An 18,248-nucleotide genomic window follows, 5' to 3' on the forward strand; every position below is an offset into this window, starting at 1 on the left:
ACGGGCAACTACGAAAGAGGCACCCGCGCAACGTTGCCGGCCGCCGTACGGTTACCGTCTAGCGGGCCGCGCCACGGCACGACCCGTACGAAGCACCATTGCCCGGACGCACAGATAGGGACATAAGAGAGGTATAACGTGCCCGCCAAGAAGACTTCCGCGTCGACCGAGGACGGTCCCCGGCTCGTGATTGTCGAGTCGCCTGCCAAGGCGAAGACGATCGCCGGTTACCTCGGCCGGGGCTATGTCGTGGAGTCGAGCGTGGGCCACATCCGCGATCTGCCGGGCGGCGCGTCCGAGGTACCCGCGAAGTACAAAGGGGAGTCGTGGGCCCGGCTCGGCGTCAACGTCGACCAGGGGTTCGCACCCCTCTATGTCGTACCGCGGGACAAGAAGCCCACGCTCAAGCGCCTGAAGGACCTCGTCTCCGACGCCGGTGCCGTCTACCTCGCGACAGACGAGGACCGCGAGGGCGAGGCGATCGCGTGGCACCTGCTCGACGAGCTCAAGCCGAAGGTGCCCGTCCACCGCATGGTCTTCCACGAGATCACGCGGGAGGCGATCAACCAGGCCGTCGAGAACCCGCGTTCGATCAACGACCATCTGGTGGACGCGCAGGAGACCCGCCGGATCCTCGACCGCCTCTACGGCTACGAAGTGTCTCCCGTGCTGTGGAAGAAGGTCATGCCGCGCCTGTCGGCCGGCCGGGTGCAGAGTGTCGCGACCCGGCTGGTGGTCGATCGCGAGCGTGACCGGATGGCGTTCCGGGCGGCGGCGTACTGGGACATCGTGGCCGACCTCGACGCGGGCGAGACGAAGGACCCGCGCGCGCTGGCGGTCCGGTTGGTCAGCGTCGACGGGCGCCGGGTGGCGGTCGGCCGCGACTTCGGTTCCGACGGCGGCCTCAAGGACTCCTCGCGCGACACGGTGGTCCACCTCGACGAGGCCCGGGCGACCGCGCTGGCAAGCGGGCTGGGGTCCTCGACGTTCACGGTCCGCGGGGTGGAGTCCAAGCCCTACACCCGCAAGCCGTACGCACCTTTCCGTACGACCACGCTGCAGCAGGAGGCCGCCCGCAAGCTCGGCTTCGGCGCCGCCCGCACCATGCAGGTGGCGCAGCGGTTGTACGAGAACGGCCACATCACCTACATGCGTACCGACTCCATCACGCTGTCCGAGACCGCGATCTCGGCGGCACGAGCACAGGTGCGGCAGCTCTTCGGCAACGACTACCTGCCTGACGCGCCGCGGGTCTACCGCAGCAAGGTGAAGAACGCGCAGGAGGCGCACGAGGCGATCCGGCCCTCCGGTGACCGCTTCCGCACACCGGCCGAGACCGGGCTTCGAGGCGATGAGTTCCGGCTGTACGAACTGATCTGGATGCGCACCGTCGCCTCGCAGATGCGCGACGCCCAGGGCCGCAGCGTGACGATCCGGGTGGGTGCACAGGCCGAGGCTCCAGCCGGTCCGACCACCTCAGCCGGCACTGTGGCGGGGGCGGGCCCCATCTTTGATGGGGGCCGGTCCGTTGATACCGAGTTCAGCGCGTCCGGCAAGGTCATCACGTTCCACGGCTTCTTGAAGGCCTACGTCGAAGGCGTCGACGAACCCACCGCCGAGACCGACTCCGCCGAGCGGCGGCTGCCGAACGTCGTCGAGGGTGACACGCTCGTGCCGACCCGGGTCGCTCCCGAGGGACACGAGACCCGGCCGCCGGCCCGCTACACCGAGGCCACCCTCGTGCGCGAGCTGGAGGAACGCGAGATCGGCCGGCCGTCCACCTACGCCTCGATCATCGGCACGATCCTCGACCGCGGCTACATCTACAAGAAGGGCACCGCGCTGGTGCCGACGTGGTTGGCGTTCGCGGTCGTACGGCTGCTGGAGCAGCACTTCGCCCACCTCGTCGACTACAACTTCACCGCCAGCATGGAGGACGCGCTCGACGAGATCGCCCGTGGCGGGTCGGACATGCAGACCTGGCTGGCCCGTTTCTACTTCGGCAACGGCGAGGACGGGCTGAAGCACCTCGTCACCGAGCTCGGCGAGATCGACGCGCGGGAGATCTCGACGTTCCGGCTCTTCGTCGCCGACGGAGACGGTGACGGCGGCAGCACCAACGGGATCGCGGTGCGCGTCGGCCGGTACGGTCCGTACGTCGAGGACGGCGAAGGCAAGCGGGCGAACGTCCCCGACGACCTGCCGCCGGACGAGCTGACCCTCGAACGTGCCCGCGAACTACTGAGCCAGCCGGCCGGCGCCGAGCACGAACTGGGTGTCGAACCCGACAGCGGACGCACCATCGTCGCCAAGGCGGGCCGCTTCGGGCCGTACGTCACCGAGGTCCTGCCGGAGGACGTCCCCAAGGGGACGAAGCCGCGCACGGCGTCGCTGTTCCAGTCGATGAGCCTCGACACGGTGACGATCGACGACGCACTGCGGCTGTTGTCGTTGCCGCGGTCGCTCGGCAAGGACCCGGACAGCGGCGAGGAGATCACCGCGCAGAACGGCCGCTACGGCCCGTACGTCAAGAAGGGCAGCGACTCCCGCTCGCTCGGTGCGGAGGAGGAGCTGTTCACGGTCACGCTGGACGGTGCCCTCGAGCTGTTCAAGCAGCCGAAGACGCGCGGGCGGCGTGGAGCGGCGAGCGCGCCCTTGCGGGAGCTGGGCGACGACCCCGAGACCGGCAAGCCGGTGGTGATCAAGGACGGCCGATTCGGTCCGTACGTCACCGACGGGGAGACCAACGCGACCCTGCGCCGGGACGACGAGGTGGAGTCCGTCACCCTCGAACGCGCGGCCGACCTGCTGGCGGAGAAGCGGGCCAAGGGTCCGAGCCCGCGTCGGCGTACGGCCAAGAAGGCCACGAAGCGGAGCGCGTCGAAGAAGGTGGCGACGAAGAAGTCCTCGACCAAGAAGTCCTCCACGACCAAGAAGGCCGCGGCGCCGAAGAAGTCGGCAGCGAAGAAGACCACTGCCAAGAAGTCGGCGACGAAGAAGGCCGCGGCGAAGAAGCGCTGACGGCTTCGGCGAAGCCAGGTCAAGCCTCCTGAGCCGGACGTCGCCGAAGTGGGCTGGACGTGGGTTGTCAGACATTGCCCGACTCGTCGACCGAAAACACGCAGGGTGGTCGGTGGGCGGGGCTACGTTGGTGTCGAGTAGCAGGTCGTCACACCCTGGTTAGGCTGGCCGAGTGTCTGAGCGAGAGCGATCCACCGGCCGAGGCGCGCACGGCACCTCGGGGTCCATGCAGGACCTGCGCGCGGTTCTTCGGATCGCCCCGTTCCGCACGTTGTGGATCGCTTTGGGCCTGTCCAGCCTCGGTGACTGGTTGGGTCTGCTCGCGCTCACGGCGATGGCCGGCCAGCTCGCCGAGGGCGACTACCGCGCGGAAAACTTCGCGATCGCCGGTGTCCTGCTGCTGCGCCTGCTGCCGGCCGTCATTGTCGGACCGCTCGGCGGCTACATCGCCGACCGGCTCGACCGGCGCTGGACGCTGGTCGTCGGTGACGTCATCCGGTTCGCGCTGTTCGCGTCGATCCCCGTCGTCGGCACCCTGTGGTGGCTGTTCGTCGCGACCGTCCTGATCGAAGCGGTCAGCCTCGTGTGGCTTCCGGCAAAGGACGCCGCCGTCCCCAACCTCGTACCCCGCGAACGACTCGCCGCCGCCAACCAGATCTCCCTTGCCACCACGTACGGTTCCGCCCTGCCGGCCGCACTGCTGTTCACGGTCCTGGCGCTGGTGAGCAGCTCACTGTCCGCGACGCTGGGAATCTTCACCGACTCGGTCGACCTCGCGTTGTACTTCAACGCAGCGACCTTCCTCGTCGGTGCCATCGTCGTCGCCCGGCTCCGGGAAGTGTCCGGCCGGCCGACGACGCACGAGGCCGAGGAGCAGCCGTCCGTCATCCGTGCCGTGGTCGAGGGCTGGCAGTTCGTCGCCAACAACCGGCTCATCCGCGGACTCGTCATCGGCGTCGTCGGCGCGTTCGCCGCCGCTGGCGTGGTCATCGGGCTCGGTCGTACCTATGTCTCCGACCTCGGCGGTGCCGAAGCCGGCTACGGCGTCCTGTTCGGTGCGCTCTTCCTCGGCCTCTCCGCCGGGATGGCGATCGGGCCGCGGCTGTTGCCGAGCCTGTCGCGGCGGCGGATGTTCGGCCTCTCCCTCACGGCGGCAGGCATCGCGCTCACGGCCGTCGCGGTGCTGCCCAACCTCGTGCTCGTGGCGTTCCTGACCGTGCTCCTCGGTCTGTTCGCCGGAATCAGTTGGATCAACGGCTACACCCTGCTCGGGCTGGAGGTCGAGGACTCGATTCGCGGGCGGACCTTCGCGTTCGTCCAGAGCCTCACCAAGATCGCGCTCGCCGCCGTACTCGCCGCCGCCCCGGCGATCGCCGGTTCGATCGGTGCCCATCGGGTGGAGTTGCCGGGCGGGGCCAGCCTGACCTACAACGGCGCGGCCATCACGTTCCTCCTCGCGGGCATCGCCGCCACCGTCATCGGCGTCGTGTCGTACCGACAGATGGACGACCGCGCCGGCGTCCCCCTCACACGCGAGGTCCGGGCGGTGTTCTCCGGCTACGACCGGGGCGTGTCCTCCGACGTCGGGCTCTTCATCGCGCTCGAGGGCGGCGAAGGCGGAGGCAAGTCGACCCAGGCGCGGCTGCTCGCCGACTGGCTGCAACCCCAGGGGTTCGGCGTCGTCGTGACGTACGAACCAGGCGCCACGGACGTCGGGCGTGACCTGCGCCAGCTGCTCCTGCACAGCGGCCACATCTCCGCGCGGGCCGAAGCGCTGCTCTATGCCGCCGACAAGGCCGAGCATGTCGACACGATGATCCGCCCGGCGCTGCAGGAGGGATCGGTCGTCATCACCGACCGGTACGTCGACACGATGCTCGCCTACCAGGGAGCCGGGCGGGACCTCAGCCAACAGCAGGTGCTGCGGCTCTGCCGCTGGGCCACCGAGGGCCTACGCCCACATCTGACCGTCCTGCTCGACGTGCCGCCCGAGGTGGGGCTGACCCGCGGCGACGGGCCGCCGGACCGGCTCGAACGCGAACCGCTGGAGTTCCATCAGCGCGCCCGCCAGCACTTCCTCGACCTCGCCGCACTCGACCCCGACCGGTACCTCGTCCTCGACGCGACCGCGCCACCCGACCAGATAGCGGCCCGGATCAGAGAACGGGTCGAGCCGCTGCTGGTCGATCTCCGCGTACGAGAGACCACCGGTTCGGCCACGGCCGAGGGCGCGGGCGTGCCCGAGGTGAGTGCGACAGCGGCCGGCGACGCGCGTACGACCGGTTCGAACGGCGGGTCCGCTGCAGATGGTGCACAGCCCGAGGATGGCGCGCCGGCTGAGGGCGGTGCCCCCGCCCAGGATGGTGCGCCGGCCGAGGCCGGCGGAGAGGGTGGTACGGAGGGCGAGGGTTCGCCCGGCAAGCGCAACGACCTGCTTCGTACCCGCAGCCGGATCGCTCAGGAGCGCGCGTCGAGCGGCCGAGAGGCACAGACATGACCGAACCACGTGCGGTCACCCAACAGTCAGCCGGTCTAGCCTGCTCGGTGTCCGGGTCCGAGGATCCGCACTGCACCTTGGGCATGAAGCCGACGAAGGAGGTCCCATGAGCGGGCCGGTGCCCGAAGCAGGCCCGCTGACCGACGCTGCCGACGTGGTGGCTGCCGGTGAGGGAGTGTGGGCCGACCTCGTGGGCCAGGAGCCGACGATCGCCGCGCTACGCGCCGCCACGCAGGCGGCCGCTGCCCGGATCGCCGGCCGTTCGGCGGATTCCGACACGGGCCGGGCTGGCTCGGCGGCGGGGATGTCACACGCGTGGCTCATCACCGGCCCGCCAGGATCCGGCCGGTCCAACGCCGCGCGGGCGTTCGCGGCAGCCCTTGAGTGTGAACGCCAGGGGTGCGGCGAGTGTTCTGCCTGTCGTACGGCCCTGGCTGGTACGCATCCCGACGTCACCCTGATTCGCACCGACCAGCTGTCGCTGCGGGTCGACGAGATCCGCGAGCTGGTCCGCAAGTCGGCGATGTCTCCGGTCGGGCGGCGTTGGCAGATCCTCGTCGTCGAGGATGCCGACCGGCTCACCGAACAGGCGGCCGACGCCCTGCTCAAGAGCCTCGAGGAGCCGGCCGCGCGTACCGTCTGGCTGCTGTGCGCCCCCACCGTCGAGGACGCCGTACCCACCATCCGCTCGCGGTGCCGGCTGCTCGTCCTGCGTACTCCTCCGACCGAGGCGGTCGCCGAGGTCCTGCGGCGTCGGTATGACGTCGACGCCGAGCTCGCCAGCTTTGCCGCCCGCGCCTCCCAGGGCCACATCGGCCGCGCCAGGGCGCTCGCCACCAAGCCGGAGGTTCGCGAACTCCGGGCCCAGGTCCTCGCCGTTCCCCGCCAACTCGGCGACCTCGCCGGCTGCATGAACGCGGCCGCGAGCCTGGTGCGGCTGGCCGCCGACGAGGCCCGCGCAGCGACCACCGAGCTCGACGCCGCCGAGAAGGCCGAGCGGGAACATGCGTACGGCATGTCCACAGGAAACCGCGGCGGGCGGGGCAGGTCGCGCCAGTTGCAGTCGGTGCAGAAGGAGCTGGACGACCAGCAGAAGGTACGCGCCAAACGGTTCCAGCGCGACTCGCTCGACCGGGCGCTGCTCGACCTCGTGGCGTACTACCGCGACGTCCTGGTCGTGGCGATGCAGGCCGGTGCCCCGCTCGTCAACGAGGAGTTGCGCGCCGAGATCGAGGCGCGCGCTGCCACGACGCCGCCGGAGGAGGTCCTCCGGCACATCGACGCGATCCTCGCGTGTCGAGAGGCGATCACGGCCAACGTCGCACCTCTCCTCGCCATGGAGTCGATGCTCATCTCCCTCCGGCAGAGTTCCCTCCGGCAGAGTTCAAGCCGGCAGAGTTCAAGCCGGCAGGGCCCGTAGGGTTGCCGGCAGACAGACCAGCCGACCAGGGCGACACATGCCGTCGACCAGGGGCGACAATGCAGCCGACCAGGCAGCCGCCAGCCGCGGCAGAAGGGTGACGTGAGTGCGACGTACGCGGAGTGCAGGTGCCGTCGCGGCTCTGGTGGGCTTGATCGTCTACGCGCTGTTGGCAGGATGCGCCCTGGCACCCAAGGCGGCAGACGCCGGACGTGAAGGGTCAGCGGGCTCGGGCGCGGGACCCGCGGAGCCCACGGTTGCTCCCCGCGACGACCAGCCCGCGCCGGTGCCGTCGGGCGTACCCGCTGATCTGATGCGCTTCTACGAACAGCGGCTCGACTGGCAGTCGTGTGCTTCCGGCGAGTCGTTCGAGTGCGCGACGCTCGAGGTCCCACTCGACTACGCCGAGCCGGAGGGCGACTCGATCGAGTTGGCGGTCCTGCGGGTCCGAGCCCGGGACAACGACAACCGGCTCGGCTCCCTGGTCGTGAACCCCGGCGGCCCGGGCGGGTCGGGGATCGAGTACGCAGCGGCGGCGCCGTTCGTGATCAGCCGCCCCGTGCTCGACCGCTACGACATCGTGGGCTTCGATCCGCGCGGCGTCGGACAGAGCACGCCGGTCGACTGCGTGAGCGACAAGGAGATGGACACCTACCTCGCCGCTGACGGTTCGCCCGACACCGCCGCGGAGCAGCAGAACCTGCTCTCCATCGCCCGCCGCTTCGCCGCCGGGTGCGAGACCCGCAGTGGAGAACTCCTGCCGCACGTGTCGACCGTCGACGCCGCCCGCGACATGGACATCCTGCGCAGCGCCCTCGGCGACGAGGAGCTCACCTATCTCGGCAAGTCCTACGGCACGTTCCTCGGCGCGACCTACGCCGGGCTGTTCCCGTCGCGGGCCGGGCGGCTGGTGCTGGACGGCGCCATCGACCCCACGCTGACCGCACGCGACCTCGGACTGGAGCAGGCCAAGGGGTTCGAGGTGGCGCTGCGTGCGTTCATCACCGACTGCGTACGCCGGTCCGGCTGTCCGCTCGGCACCACGACCGAAGAGGCCTACCGCACACTCGACGACTTGCTCGCCCGGACCGATCGGTCACCGCTGCCGACGGGGGAGTCCCGCCAGCTCACCCAGGCGCTCGCGACCACCGGGATCGTGATGCCGTTGTACGTGAAGGAGTACTGGCCCCGGCTGCGTACCGCCCTCGGCTCCGCCCTCGACGGCGACGGCAGCCGGCTCCTCGCGCTGGCAGACGAGTACGCCGAACGTGGGCCAGACGGTCGATACCGGTCCAACTCCGGCGAGGCGATCCTCGCGGTCAACTGCCTCGACCGGCCCGACCTGACATCCGTCGCGGAGGCCCGGGCCGAGGAGCCGGCGTTCGAGAAGGCGTCGCCCCGGTTTGGTTCGTTCATCCTGTGGGGCTCCCTGACCTGCGCCGAATGGCCCGTCAAGCCGACGGGCAAACCCGCGGCGATCAAGGCGACCGGGACCCGCCCCATCCTGGTGGTGGGCACGACCCGAGACCCGGCCACGCCGTACGAATGGTCCGAACGCCTGGCTGAGCAGCTCGACGCCGGCGTCCTGCTGAGCCGCGACGGCGACGGGCACACCGCGTACATGCAGGGCAACACCTGCATCGACCGGGCCGTGGAGGCGTTCCTCCTCGACGGTAAGCCGCCCAGGAACGGCACCCACTGCCCGGCCTGACCAGGCGGCACGGCGGGGTGAATCCGTGATCACTTCGCCCGCCAGGTATGCTCAACGGCCGTGCCTTCGGGTGCAAGCCGCCTTAGCTCAGTCGGCCAGAGCGACGCACTCGTAATGCGTAGGTCGTGGGTTCGATTCCCACAGGCGGCTCCCACTATCAGCCCAGGTCAGACGGCCTAGACCCTCCCAAGTCACACGCGGTCGGCGTGTCGCGTGGCATGGTTCGTGGCATAAGTGTGCTTAGACTGCGCGCCATGGCACGGACGAACGGTCGTCAGCGACGCCAGCGGGGGAACATCGAGGAGCTCCCCAGCGGCGGCTACCGCGTGCGCGTCTACGCCGGTGTTGACCCAGTGACGAAGCGGCCGTACTACCTGCGCCGGACCATCGCAGCGGGTCGAGATGCGGCCAAGCGGGCGGAGAGGGAACGCACCAAGTTGCTCGCGCAGCTCGACGAGCGACGGAACCCCCGAACCCGGGCGACGGTCAACCAGCTTCTCGACCGCTGGCTGGAGATGGTGGAGCTCGAGCGGACGACGCGTGCCGGCTACGTCGGGAAGATAGAGAAGCACATCCGCCCAACGATCGGGAAGGTCGAGGTCGGCAAGCTCGACGCCGAGACGATCGACTCGCTGTATGCCCAGCTTCGCCGATGCCGGGAGCACTGCCACGGCCGGAAGTACACGGAGCATCGGACTAGTGGACGTCACGAGTGCGACGAGCGGTGCCGACCACATTCGTGCACGCCGTTGTCGGCCGGGAGCATTCGTGTCGTCCATTCGATTCTGAGCGGCTCTCTGAAGCGGGCCGTGCGGTGGGGCTGGATCTCGGTCAACCCCGTGGACCAGGCCGAGCCGCCCGCGGTTCCGAAGCCCGACCCGCACCCGCCGTCCGCCGAGGAAGCGGCCAGGGTCGTGAACGAGGCGTGGAAGGACCCCGACTGGGGCGTGCTCGTGTGGCTGGCCATGATGACCGGAGCACGCCGGGGAGAGATGAGCGGGCTCCGGTGGCGTGACCTTGATATGCCAGGTGCTGTGGTGACGCTGCACCGCAGCATCGCCCAGCTTGGTGGTCAGATGTACGAGAAGGACACCAAGACCCACCAACGCCGCCGTCTCGCGCTGGACTCAGCGACCGTGGAGATCCTCAAGGCACATCGGGCGCGGTGCGAGGAGCGGGCGGCGGCCCTGGACCTGTCTATCCCAGCGGACGCCTTCGTCTTCTCGCTCTCAGCAGACTGCTCGACCCAGATCCGCCCGGACAGCGTGACGCAGCGGTATGGCCGCCTGACCAAGAGGCTCGGTATCGAGACCCACTTCCATGCCCTGAGGCACTACTCGGCCACAGAGCTCATCGCTGCCGGCGTCGACCCACGGACCGTCGCCGGCCGCCTCGGTCACGCCGGCGGCGGCTCGACGACGCTGCGCTTCTACTCCGCCTGGCGAGACGAGTCCGACCAGCGCGCCGCCGAGGCTCTAGCCGCTCGCGCTCCACGCCTTACATTCGAAGAGTCGCCTCCGCCAACTGGTTTGAAGAACAAGGCTCTGCGGAGCGGAGAGTGAACAGATGCCGATGGCGAACAGCAGGCCCTGCATCGATGCGGCGAGCAAGCCGACCAACCCGACACCACACCTGCCCAGCAGCACAGCCGGCCAGCGAGGCTGGCCTTACTGAACCGGTTCGAAGCGGGAGCTGATGGGCTTGTCCAGCGCGTTGCGTATGCGCAATAATCGTACCGCGGCCGCACCGCCGCCAGCGCTTAGATGGATCGCTAGAACGGGTTGTTGATCAGATAGCTAGCTGGGCGTAACTGGCTGCTACCGTAGCCGAGCGGACCCGCCAGGCCCGGCTTCGGGGCTCGCCGTTGTCCGTCAAGTAGGACCGTCGCGGAGGAACCGATGGATGAACGGCGCTGGGTTCAGTGCACTCCCTCGGAGTTCGCTTGGGAGCGGGCCGCTCTCACATACCTCCGCACGCTCCTCCCGGACGGCGAGCCATACCGCGCCTGGGCGAACGCCGAGTTCATCGGCACTGACGGTTCGGTCAACGAGATCGACCTGCTGCTCGTCACACCCAGCCAGTTGATCGTGCTTGAGGTCAAGTCGTGGTCGGGCATCCTGATCGGCGACGCCGGCACGTGGCAACAGACCCACCGCTCCCCGGTCGACAACCCCGTCATCCTCGCGACCCGGAAGGCGAAGAAGCTCAAGTCCCTCCTCGCCTCCCAGCGCGCGCTCCGGGGGAAGCGAGTGCCGTGGATCGAGGGGGCGGTATTCCTCTCCGAGGCAGGCCTCGATGTAAGCAGACTGACGTCGGAGGGTCGCGCACACGTCTACGGCCGACACGGCGACAAGGCGTTGCCGAGCATCTTCGAGCACGTCAAGCGCCCAGGCAGCGTGGACGCCGGCTTCTCCCGCGAGATCGCCAAGGCCGTGGACCAAGCCGGCATCCGCCAGTCTCAGCGCGGACGCAAGGTCGGCAGCCTTCGGCTCGAGATGCCAGCGTTCCAGGAGGGCCCCGGCTGGCAGGACTTCCTGGCGACCCACGAGCGCTTCCCCGATGATCCGCCGCGTCGCGTACGTATCTACCTCGCCGGCCAGGCCGAGGCAGGGGACCGACGTGCGCAACTCATCCGCGCGGCGGAGCGGGAGTACCGCGCCTTGCGCGGCATCGACTACAACGGAATCGCGAGTCCGTCGGACATTGTCGAGCATGATCTCGGCCCAGCGCTCGTGTTCCGACACGACCCGACGTTGGTCAGGCTCGATCACTTCCTCCAGCAGGAGGAGGGGCGTCTCGATCTCGAAGCCTGTCTGACTCTGCTCCGGTCCCTTGCGGAGACGATCGCCTACGCTCACCGCCGGGTGCTCACCCATCGTGGCCTGAGCCCTCAGTGTGTCTGGGTACGGCGAGATGGGGACGGCTTCGTCGTCCAGGTCACCGACTGGCAGACGGCGGGTCGCGGATCGGGGACGACGACGGGAGCCTCCGTCACCTCCACCCAGACCTTCGCCGAACTCGCCGACCAGGGCGCCACGTCCTACTTCGCGCCCGAGTGGCGGTGGGGAACCCAGAACGGCATGGCTCTGGATGTCTTCGGGCTCGGTGCAATCGCCTACCGGATCTTCGCAGGGCACTCGCCCGCTTCGTCCTACAGTGCGTTGACCAAGCGACTGGAGGCGCACGGGTGCCTGGTCCTGGCGGAGCAGGCCGACAACATCATCGAGCCTCTCAGCACGCTCGTGGCCCGTGCCACCGCCGCAGACGCGGCCACGCGTACACCGGACGTCGCCGCATTCCTCCTCGACCTCGACAGTCTGCGCGAGCAGTTGGCGGAAGCGGCCGAGCAGCAACCGGTCGCCATCGACCCGCTCACGGCCGAGGCAGGCGCTGAGCTCGAGGACGGCTTCCGCGTGGTGGGCCGTCTGGGGCGGGGATCGACGGCGCTCGCGTTGTTGGTCGAACGGGACGACAGAGAGGCGGTGCTCAAGGTCTCGCTCGATCCCGAGAAGGACGGGCGCCTTCGGGCGGAGGCGGCAGCGCTCGCACTCCTGGGCGAACATCCGGGCATCGTTCAGCTCCTCGACAGCGAGCCGCTACGGATCGGTGGGCGCACGGCGATTCTCCTGTCGTACGCCGGCCGGGGAACGCTCGCCCAGGTCCTCCAGGAGCGTGGCCGCCTTCAGCCCGAGTGGTTGCACGACTGGGGTGCCGATCTCCTGGAGATCGTCCACCACCTCGAACGCACCGGCGTCGCCCATCGCGACATCAAGCCCGACAACCTGGGCATCGCCGAACGCGGTGGCAAGGGCAAGAAGCGGCGCGTCGTTCTCTTCGACTTCTCGCTGTCGAAGGAACCGCTGGAGGCGGTCGACGCCGGCACTCCGCCCTATCTGGATCCGTTCCTCGGCCGGGGTGACCGACGTCGGTGGGACACCGCGGCCGAGCGGTACGCCGCGGCGGTAACCCTCTATGAGATGGCCACGGCGCGACGGCCCACCTATGGCGACGCGGGCGGCCACCCTGGCTTCGGCGACGCGGACGTCACCATCGACGCGGAACTCTTCGATCGGTCGCTCGCGGCAGGCCTCGCGGATTTCTTCTGCCGGGCGCTGCACCGCGACGCGGGCCAGCGGTTCGATACGGCCGAGGACATGCGCCGGGGCTGGGACGCGGTATTCGCGCAGCCCGCGACGGTGCCGGCCGAGCAGCCGACCTCCCAGCGCATCAGTCGGGCGACGCCGGTCGGCGCCGTTGGCCTGTCACCCCAGGTCCTCGCCGTCCTGGAGCGCCTTGGTGTGACGGACGTGGGCGCAGCGATCGACCTTTCACCGGCCCAGGTGACCTGGCTCCCCGGCATCGGGACCAAGACCCGCGAGCGACTTGTTCGGGAGCTCGGCGACCTCCTCGGGCGTATCGCATCGTCCTCGGAGGAACGGGCAACCGAGCCGACGCTTCTGGACAAGGTGGCAGCGGACCTGGTGCCAGTCTCGGCCGACCGCTCGGTGGCGGAGGCGTTGCTTGGGCTCGGCGACGCTGGTGGCAGCGCCTGGAAAAGCACGCGCGACGTATCCAAGGCACTTGGCCGTGATCAGCGGGTGGTCCGCAAGGCGGTCGAACGGTTGGAGGGCCACTGGGTCGAGCTGGACGGCATGCGCGTGCTCCGGGACGTCGTCGTCGAGGTCGTCGAGTCTGTCGGCGGTGTCGCTTCCGCCGCATACTGCGCGACCACCCTGCTAGACCGCCTGGGCAGTACGGTGGCCGATCCGCTGCAGTCGCGTCTGGCGGAGGCGCTTGTCCGCGCCGCGATCGATGCTGAGCTGGCGGACGAGGCTTTGGACGGCGATCCGCGGCTGGTCTACAGCCGGCAGCGGCGCGGCATTCTCGTGGCGGCCGGACCGCTCGAGCCGGGTGAGGGTGCCTCCACGGCGGACCGGCTTGACTGGGCGTCGAGGCTCGGCAAGGCGGCGGATGCGATGGCGTCCGCGGATCCGCTTCCAGTTCCCGCGCGGGTCGTCGAGACCCTGCGCGAGGTCGAGCCGCCGGATGGCACGGATCCCGGCCTGCTGCCATCGGACCGGCTGGTCGAGGTGGCGGTGCTTGCCGCTGACCGGGCGGCCGCCACGTCCCGGCTCGAGGTCTATCCTCGCGGGCTCGATGCTGGCCGGGCGGTGCGGCTGGCCGCAGGAGCCCTGTATGGCGTGAGCGAGTTGTCCCCTGCTCAGGTCGTCGAGCGGGTCATGGCGCGGTTCCCGTACTCCGCACCACTGCCCGGTCGGCCGGATCTCGACGCGCTTCTCGACGGTGCGGGTGTCCCGCTCGTGTGGAGCGAGGAGCGGTCGGTCTACGTCGCACCCAAGCCGGCCGTGGCTGGGTTGACGTCGTTCGCGACCCCTCGCTCGACTCCGCCGAGGACTACCGGCGGCACAGTGACAAAGGCCGACTGGCGTCGAGTCGAGAGCGTGGTCGTGGAGGTCGACGACCGGCTGGCGCGGTCGCTCGAGGACGGTGGCTGGATCGTGCTGTCCGTACGGCCGGGCCGGCTGGCTCGGGCCGAACGCTGCCTCTCTGCACAGGACGTGACGACGGTCGATGTGGAGCGAGAGTTCCTGGCCGGGCTGCGCAACTACTGCGGGGAACGCCGGGTGCGGTGGGATGTCGTGCTCGCTGCCGATGCGGCCGACCGGTCGTCCCAGGCGTGGGCCCGGCTGACGAGCGTCGTGCAGGCTGGTGGGTTGGCCCGCGTCCGTACGGCGATCCGGGAGGCCGGCCCCTGCGTGCTGCTCACGAATGCTGGTGTGCTCGCCCGCTACGACCCGAGCCTCACCGTGCTGGACGAACTGCGGGACGAGGTCTTCCGGGCCACGGCGGACTCGCCGGTACGCACCGTGTGGTTGGTTGTCCCGTGGGCGGACACGGAGAAGCCTCCGAAGCTCGACGGCGCTGTGGTCCCGGCGCTCGGACCGCAGTGGGTGCGGTTGCCGGAGGAGTGGATCGGCAAGCATGAGGCGGCATTGTCAGAGGGTGGGGCGGCGTGATTGATGCGAAGCGGTTGTTGGCGGATCTGCGGGAGCAGGTCCGCTTGGTGGAGGTTGACCTGCTGCGGATCGTGGACCAGGACGCAGGCGCGGCATCCAGGCTCAGACTGCGCTATCAGGCGGCGTCGAGTGGCAGTCGGACGGGTCTGCCGTTTGAGACGTGGCGTGGTCAGCAGGTGACGCAGGTCGCAGCTGGCTGGGTGCTGGCGTGCGTCTTCACTCGGTTCTGTGAGGACAATCGGCTGTTGGAGCAGGCGATGCTGGCCGGTCCTAGCGAGCGGCTTGTTGAGGCGCGGGAACGCCAGAATGCCTACTTCGGCGACAATCCGGCCGACTCCGACCTGGACTACCTGCGCACGGCGGTCTTCCGGCTGATGGATTCGGAGGTGACCCGAGCGCTAGTGGATAAGCAGAACCCGCTGCACCTGCTTGAACCATCACCGGACGTGGCCACCCAGTTGTTGGACTTCTGGCGGCGGATTGACCCCGAGACAGGTGCACTCGTCCACGACTTCACCGATCCGGAGTTGTCGACGCGGTTCCTCGGTGACCTCTACCAGGACCTGTCGGAGCAGGCCCGCAAAGACTACGCGCTGTTGCAGACGCCGGAGTTCGTGGAGGAGTTCATACTTGACCGGACGCTCGACCCGGCGGTCGAGGAGTTCGGCCTGGCGGACGTGCGCATGATCGACCCAGCGTGTGGGTCGGGCCACTTCGTGCTCGGCGCGTTCGCCCGGTTGCTGCGGCGGTGGAGGCAAGTGGAGCCGGGTGTGGACGTGCGGGTGCATGTCGAGCGTGTGTTGCGGCAGGTCAATGGTGTCGACATCAATCCGTACGCGGCGGCGATCGCCCGGTTCCGACTCCTCGTCGCCGCGCTGACGAGCTGTGGGATTGAACGGTTGAAGGACGCTCCGAACTGGCGGGTCCGGGTGGCGATCGGCGATTCGCTGCTGTTCGGTGTGCGGCACGGTCAGGCTGCGCTGGATGGTGTGACCGAGGCCGTGATGGCCGGCCAGTGTGGTGAAGGCGAGTTCGTCTATGAGTACGAAGACGCCGCCGAACTGGAAGACATCCTCGGCGACCGCTACCACGCCGTCGTCGCCAACCCGCCGTACATCACGGTCAAGGATCCGCTGCTGAACGGCCTCTACCGCAAGGCATGGAGCGCCTGCGCAGGTAGGTACGCGCTCTCGGTTCCATTCGCGCAGCGACTCTTCGACTTGGCCCAGCCCGGCGGCTTCACCGGTCAGATCACAGCCAACTCTTTCATGACTCGGGAATTCGGCAAGCGCCTCATCGAGGAATTCTTCCCGATGGTCGATCTTACTGCTGTTATAGACACATCTCGAGCATTTATACCCGGTCACGCTACGAGCACAGTGATCCTCTTTGGCCGGAACCGTCGGCCAAACAGGATGTCGCTCTTGGCAGTAATGGGCGTACGAGGCGAATCGACCGAGCCGACTAACCCTGCAAGTGGTCGAGTGTGGCGGTCAATTCTGAATGAGATAAGCCGTGGGCCAACGGATAACGACTATGTCTCGTTAGTTGACCTACCGAGAGTTCATCTTTCTTCGCATCCGTGGTCGCTTGCTGGTGGAGGCGCTTCCGCACTCACCAACACGGTGGAGCAGTCGGCGGCGGGGTTGTTGGCGGCGAGGATCGTTGGCTCTATTGGATTCGCCAGCTTCCCCGGGATCGACGACGTCTATATTCTTCCGCGCGACTGTGGGAAGAGGCATCGATTGCCGTGTTCGCTCCTTCGGCCACTTGTTGCAGGCGAGGTCGTTCGGGATTGGTCGCTCAGTATGAGCGATATCGCCCTTGCTCCTTACACGAATTTGCAGGAAGCGATGGACCTTGATAGTTCAAGCTCCTGGGCGCAGTACCTGTGGCCGTATAAGGTGACTCTGGAAAATGTTCGCGGGTTCTCGGGCGAGACGAGGTCGGAGGCTGGTGAACCATGGTGGACCTGGTATCGATGGATTTCTGAACGGTATGATGGCGGTTTGTCTGGTGTATTCGCTGAGGTTGCGACACATAATCACTTCGTAATTGATCGCGGCTGCAACGTATTCAAGCAGACTGCGCCCATGTTCAAGTTGAGGGGCAATCCTTCGGAAGAGGATTACCTTGGCGTAATTGGGTTGTTGAATTCTTCAACCGGTAATTTTTGGATAACCCAGAAGTGTCACGACAAGGGGTCCGGCGGAAATGGTCGTGGACTGGCAACCGAGCAGTGGGAGCATATGTATCAGCGTGCCGGCACGCGAGTATCGCAGTTTCCCTTGCCGGAAGGCGCACCACTCGCATTGGCCGCTAAGCTCAACTCGTTGGCCTCGGACCTCCAGTCGGTGACCCCGGGCGCCGTGGCGGAGAACGGGGTGCCCACTCGAGAGGCTCTGGCTGCCGCACGGTTTGAGTGGTCGCAAATTCGGGCCGAGATGATCTCCGCGCAGGAAGAGCTTGATTGGGAGGTCTACGGCCTCTATGGTCTGCTCGGCGAAAACGTGGGTCTGCTCGTCGGCGAGAACATCAGCAAGCCACCTATACAACTCGGTGAACGTGCATTCGAAATAGCGCTTACTCGTCAGGTTGACACAGGCGACGTCGCGACGCAGTGGTTTGCAAGGCACGGCTCGACACCGATCACTGAGCTTCCCGCGCATTGGTCGGCGGACTATCGGGCGTTGGTGGAGCGGCGGTTGGTAAAGATCGCTGAGGACCCCCACCTGCACTTGATAGAGCGTCCGGAGTGTAAGCGGCGCTGGGCCGCCAAGTCGTGGGAGGAGATGGAGTCCGAAGCGCTGCGCAGTTGGTTGCTGGACCGGTTGGAGGATCGGGCACCCTGGTTCCGTCCCCATCCGACCCTGCGCACGGTTGCGCAGCTGGCGGATGAGTTGCGGGCGGACGTGGACTTCGTGTCGGTGGCGCAGCTGTACGCCCGTGACAAGGATCTGGTGGATGTGGTCCGCGATCTGGTGCGTGACCAGCACGTTCCGGGTGTGGCTGCGTGGCGGCACACGGACACGGGGATGTGGACCCGCGCGGCGTGGGAACGGACGTGGGATCTACAGCGGCGCGAGGACGCGGGCGAGAAGGTCGGCGAGATCCCGGTGCCGCCGAAGTACAAGCAGGGCGACTTCCGCGACCAGTCCTACTGGCGGAAACGTGGCAAGCTCGACGTGCCGAAGGAGCGGTTCACCTCCTACCCGGATGCATCTCGCGACGGCACCCTGCTGCTCTCCTGGGCCGGCTTCGACCACCTGCAGCAGGCGCAGGCACTGGCCACCTACATCTCGGAACGGGTGGAGTTGGACGCCTGGGGCGTCGAGCAACTCACCCCGCTGATGGCTGGGCTGGCTGAGTTGTTGCCGTGGATCCGGCAGTGGCACACCGAGGTCGACCCGGAGTTCGGAGAACGCCCTGCCGACGCCTACGGCCGGTTCCTCGAGGAGCTACTCCTCCAGCTCGGCCTGACCCGAAACGACCTCTATGTGTGGCGACCCCCAAGTCCCACTCGCGGCCGCCGCCGACGCACAACCACCTGAGAGTAGCCGC

Annotated in this window: 7 protein-coding genes and 1 tRNA gene; all 8 read left to right on the plus strand. The window is 68.2% G+C overall.

The features are described 5' to 3' along the window. Positions 1-138: 138 nt before the first annotated feature. The 8 genes from topA to pglX all read left to right on the plus strand — a co-directional run bounded on the left by topA (position 139) and on the right by pglX (position 18,238). Positions 139-3,021, plus strand: a complete 2,883-nt coding sequence (topA, locus tag ABN028_RS15870) for a type I DNA topoisomerase (RefSeq protein ID WP_349697095.1) — start codon at positions 139-141, stop codon at positions 3,019-3,021. A 172-nt stretch (positions 3,022-3,193) separates the two neighbouring features. Beyond that, positions 3,194-5,518, plus strand: a complete 2,325-nt coding sequence (gene tmk / locus ABN028_RS15875) for a dTMP kinase (RefSeq protein WP_349325675.1) — start codon at positions 3,194-3,196, stop codon at positions 5,516-5,518. Positions 5,519-5,624: 106 nt separating this feature from the next. Beyond that, positions 5,625-6,938, plus strand: coding sequence for a DNA polymerase III subunit delta' (locus ABN028_RS15880; protein ID WP_349697096.1), 1,314 nt, complete (start codon positions 5,625-5,627; stop codon positions 6,936-6,938). Positions 6,939-7,044: 106 nt separating this feature from the next. Next, entirely contained in the window at positions 7,045-8,649 is a 1,605-nt protein-coding gene (locus ABN028_RS15885) for an alpha/beta hydrolase (RefSeq protein ID WP_349697097.1), read from the plus strand. Positions 8,650-8,725: 76 nt separating this feature from the next. After that, a tRNA-Thr gene (locus ABN028_RS15890) sits at positions 8,726-8,799 on the plus strand. A 104-nt stretch (positions 8,800-8,903) separates the two neighbouring features. After that, positions 8,904-10,211 carry a site-specific integrase gene (locus tag ABN028_RS15895; protein WP_349697098.1) on the plus strand — a complete coding sequence of 436 codons (1,308 nt, stop codon included), beginning with the start codon at positions 8,904-8,906 and terminating at the stop codon, positions 10,209-10,211. Between the two features lie 336 nt (positions 10,212-10,547). Beyond that, a complete protein-coding gene (pglW, locus tag ABN028_RS15900) occupies positions 10,548-14,687 on the plus strand; it encodes a BREX system serine/threonine kinase PglW (RefSeq protein ID WP_349697099.1) in 4,140 nt (1,379 codons plus the stop codon). Next, positions 14,684-18,238: a BREX-2 system adenine-specific DNA-methyltransferase PglX gene (gene pglX, locus ABN028_RS15905; RefSeq protein WP_349697100.1), complete on the plus strand. Its 3,555-nt coding sequence runs from the start codon at positions 14,684-14,686 to the stop codon at positions 18,236-18,238. Before pglW ends, pglX begins: the two co-directional genes overlap by 4 nt. Positions 18,239-18,248: the final 10 nt, after the last annotated feature.

The sequence above is a fragment of the Actinopolymorpha sp. B17G11 genome (assembly GCF_040196095.1).
Taxonomy (GTDB): Bacteria; Actinomycetota; Actinomycetes; order Propionibacteriales; family Actinopolymorphaceae; genus Thermasporomyces.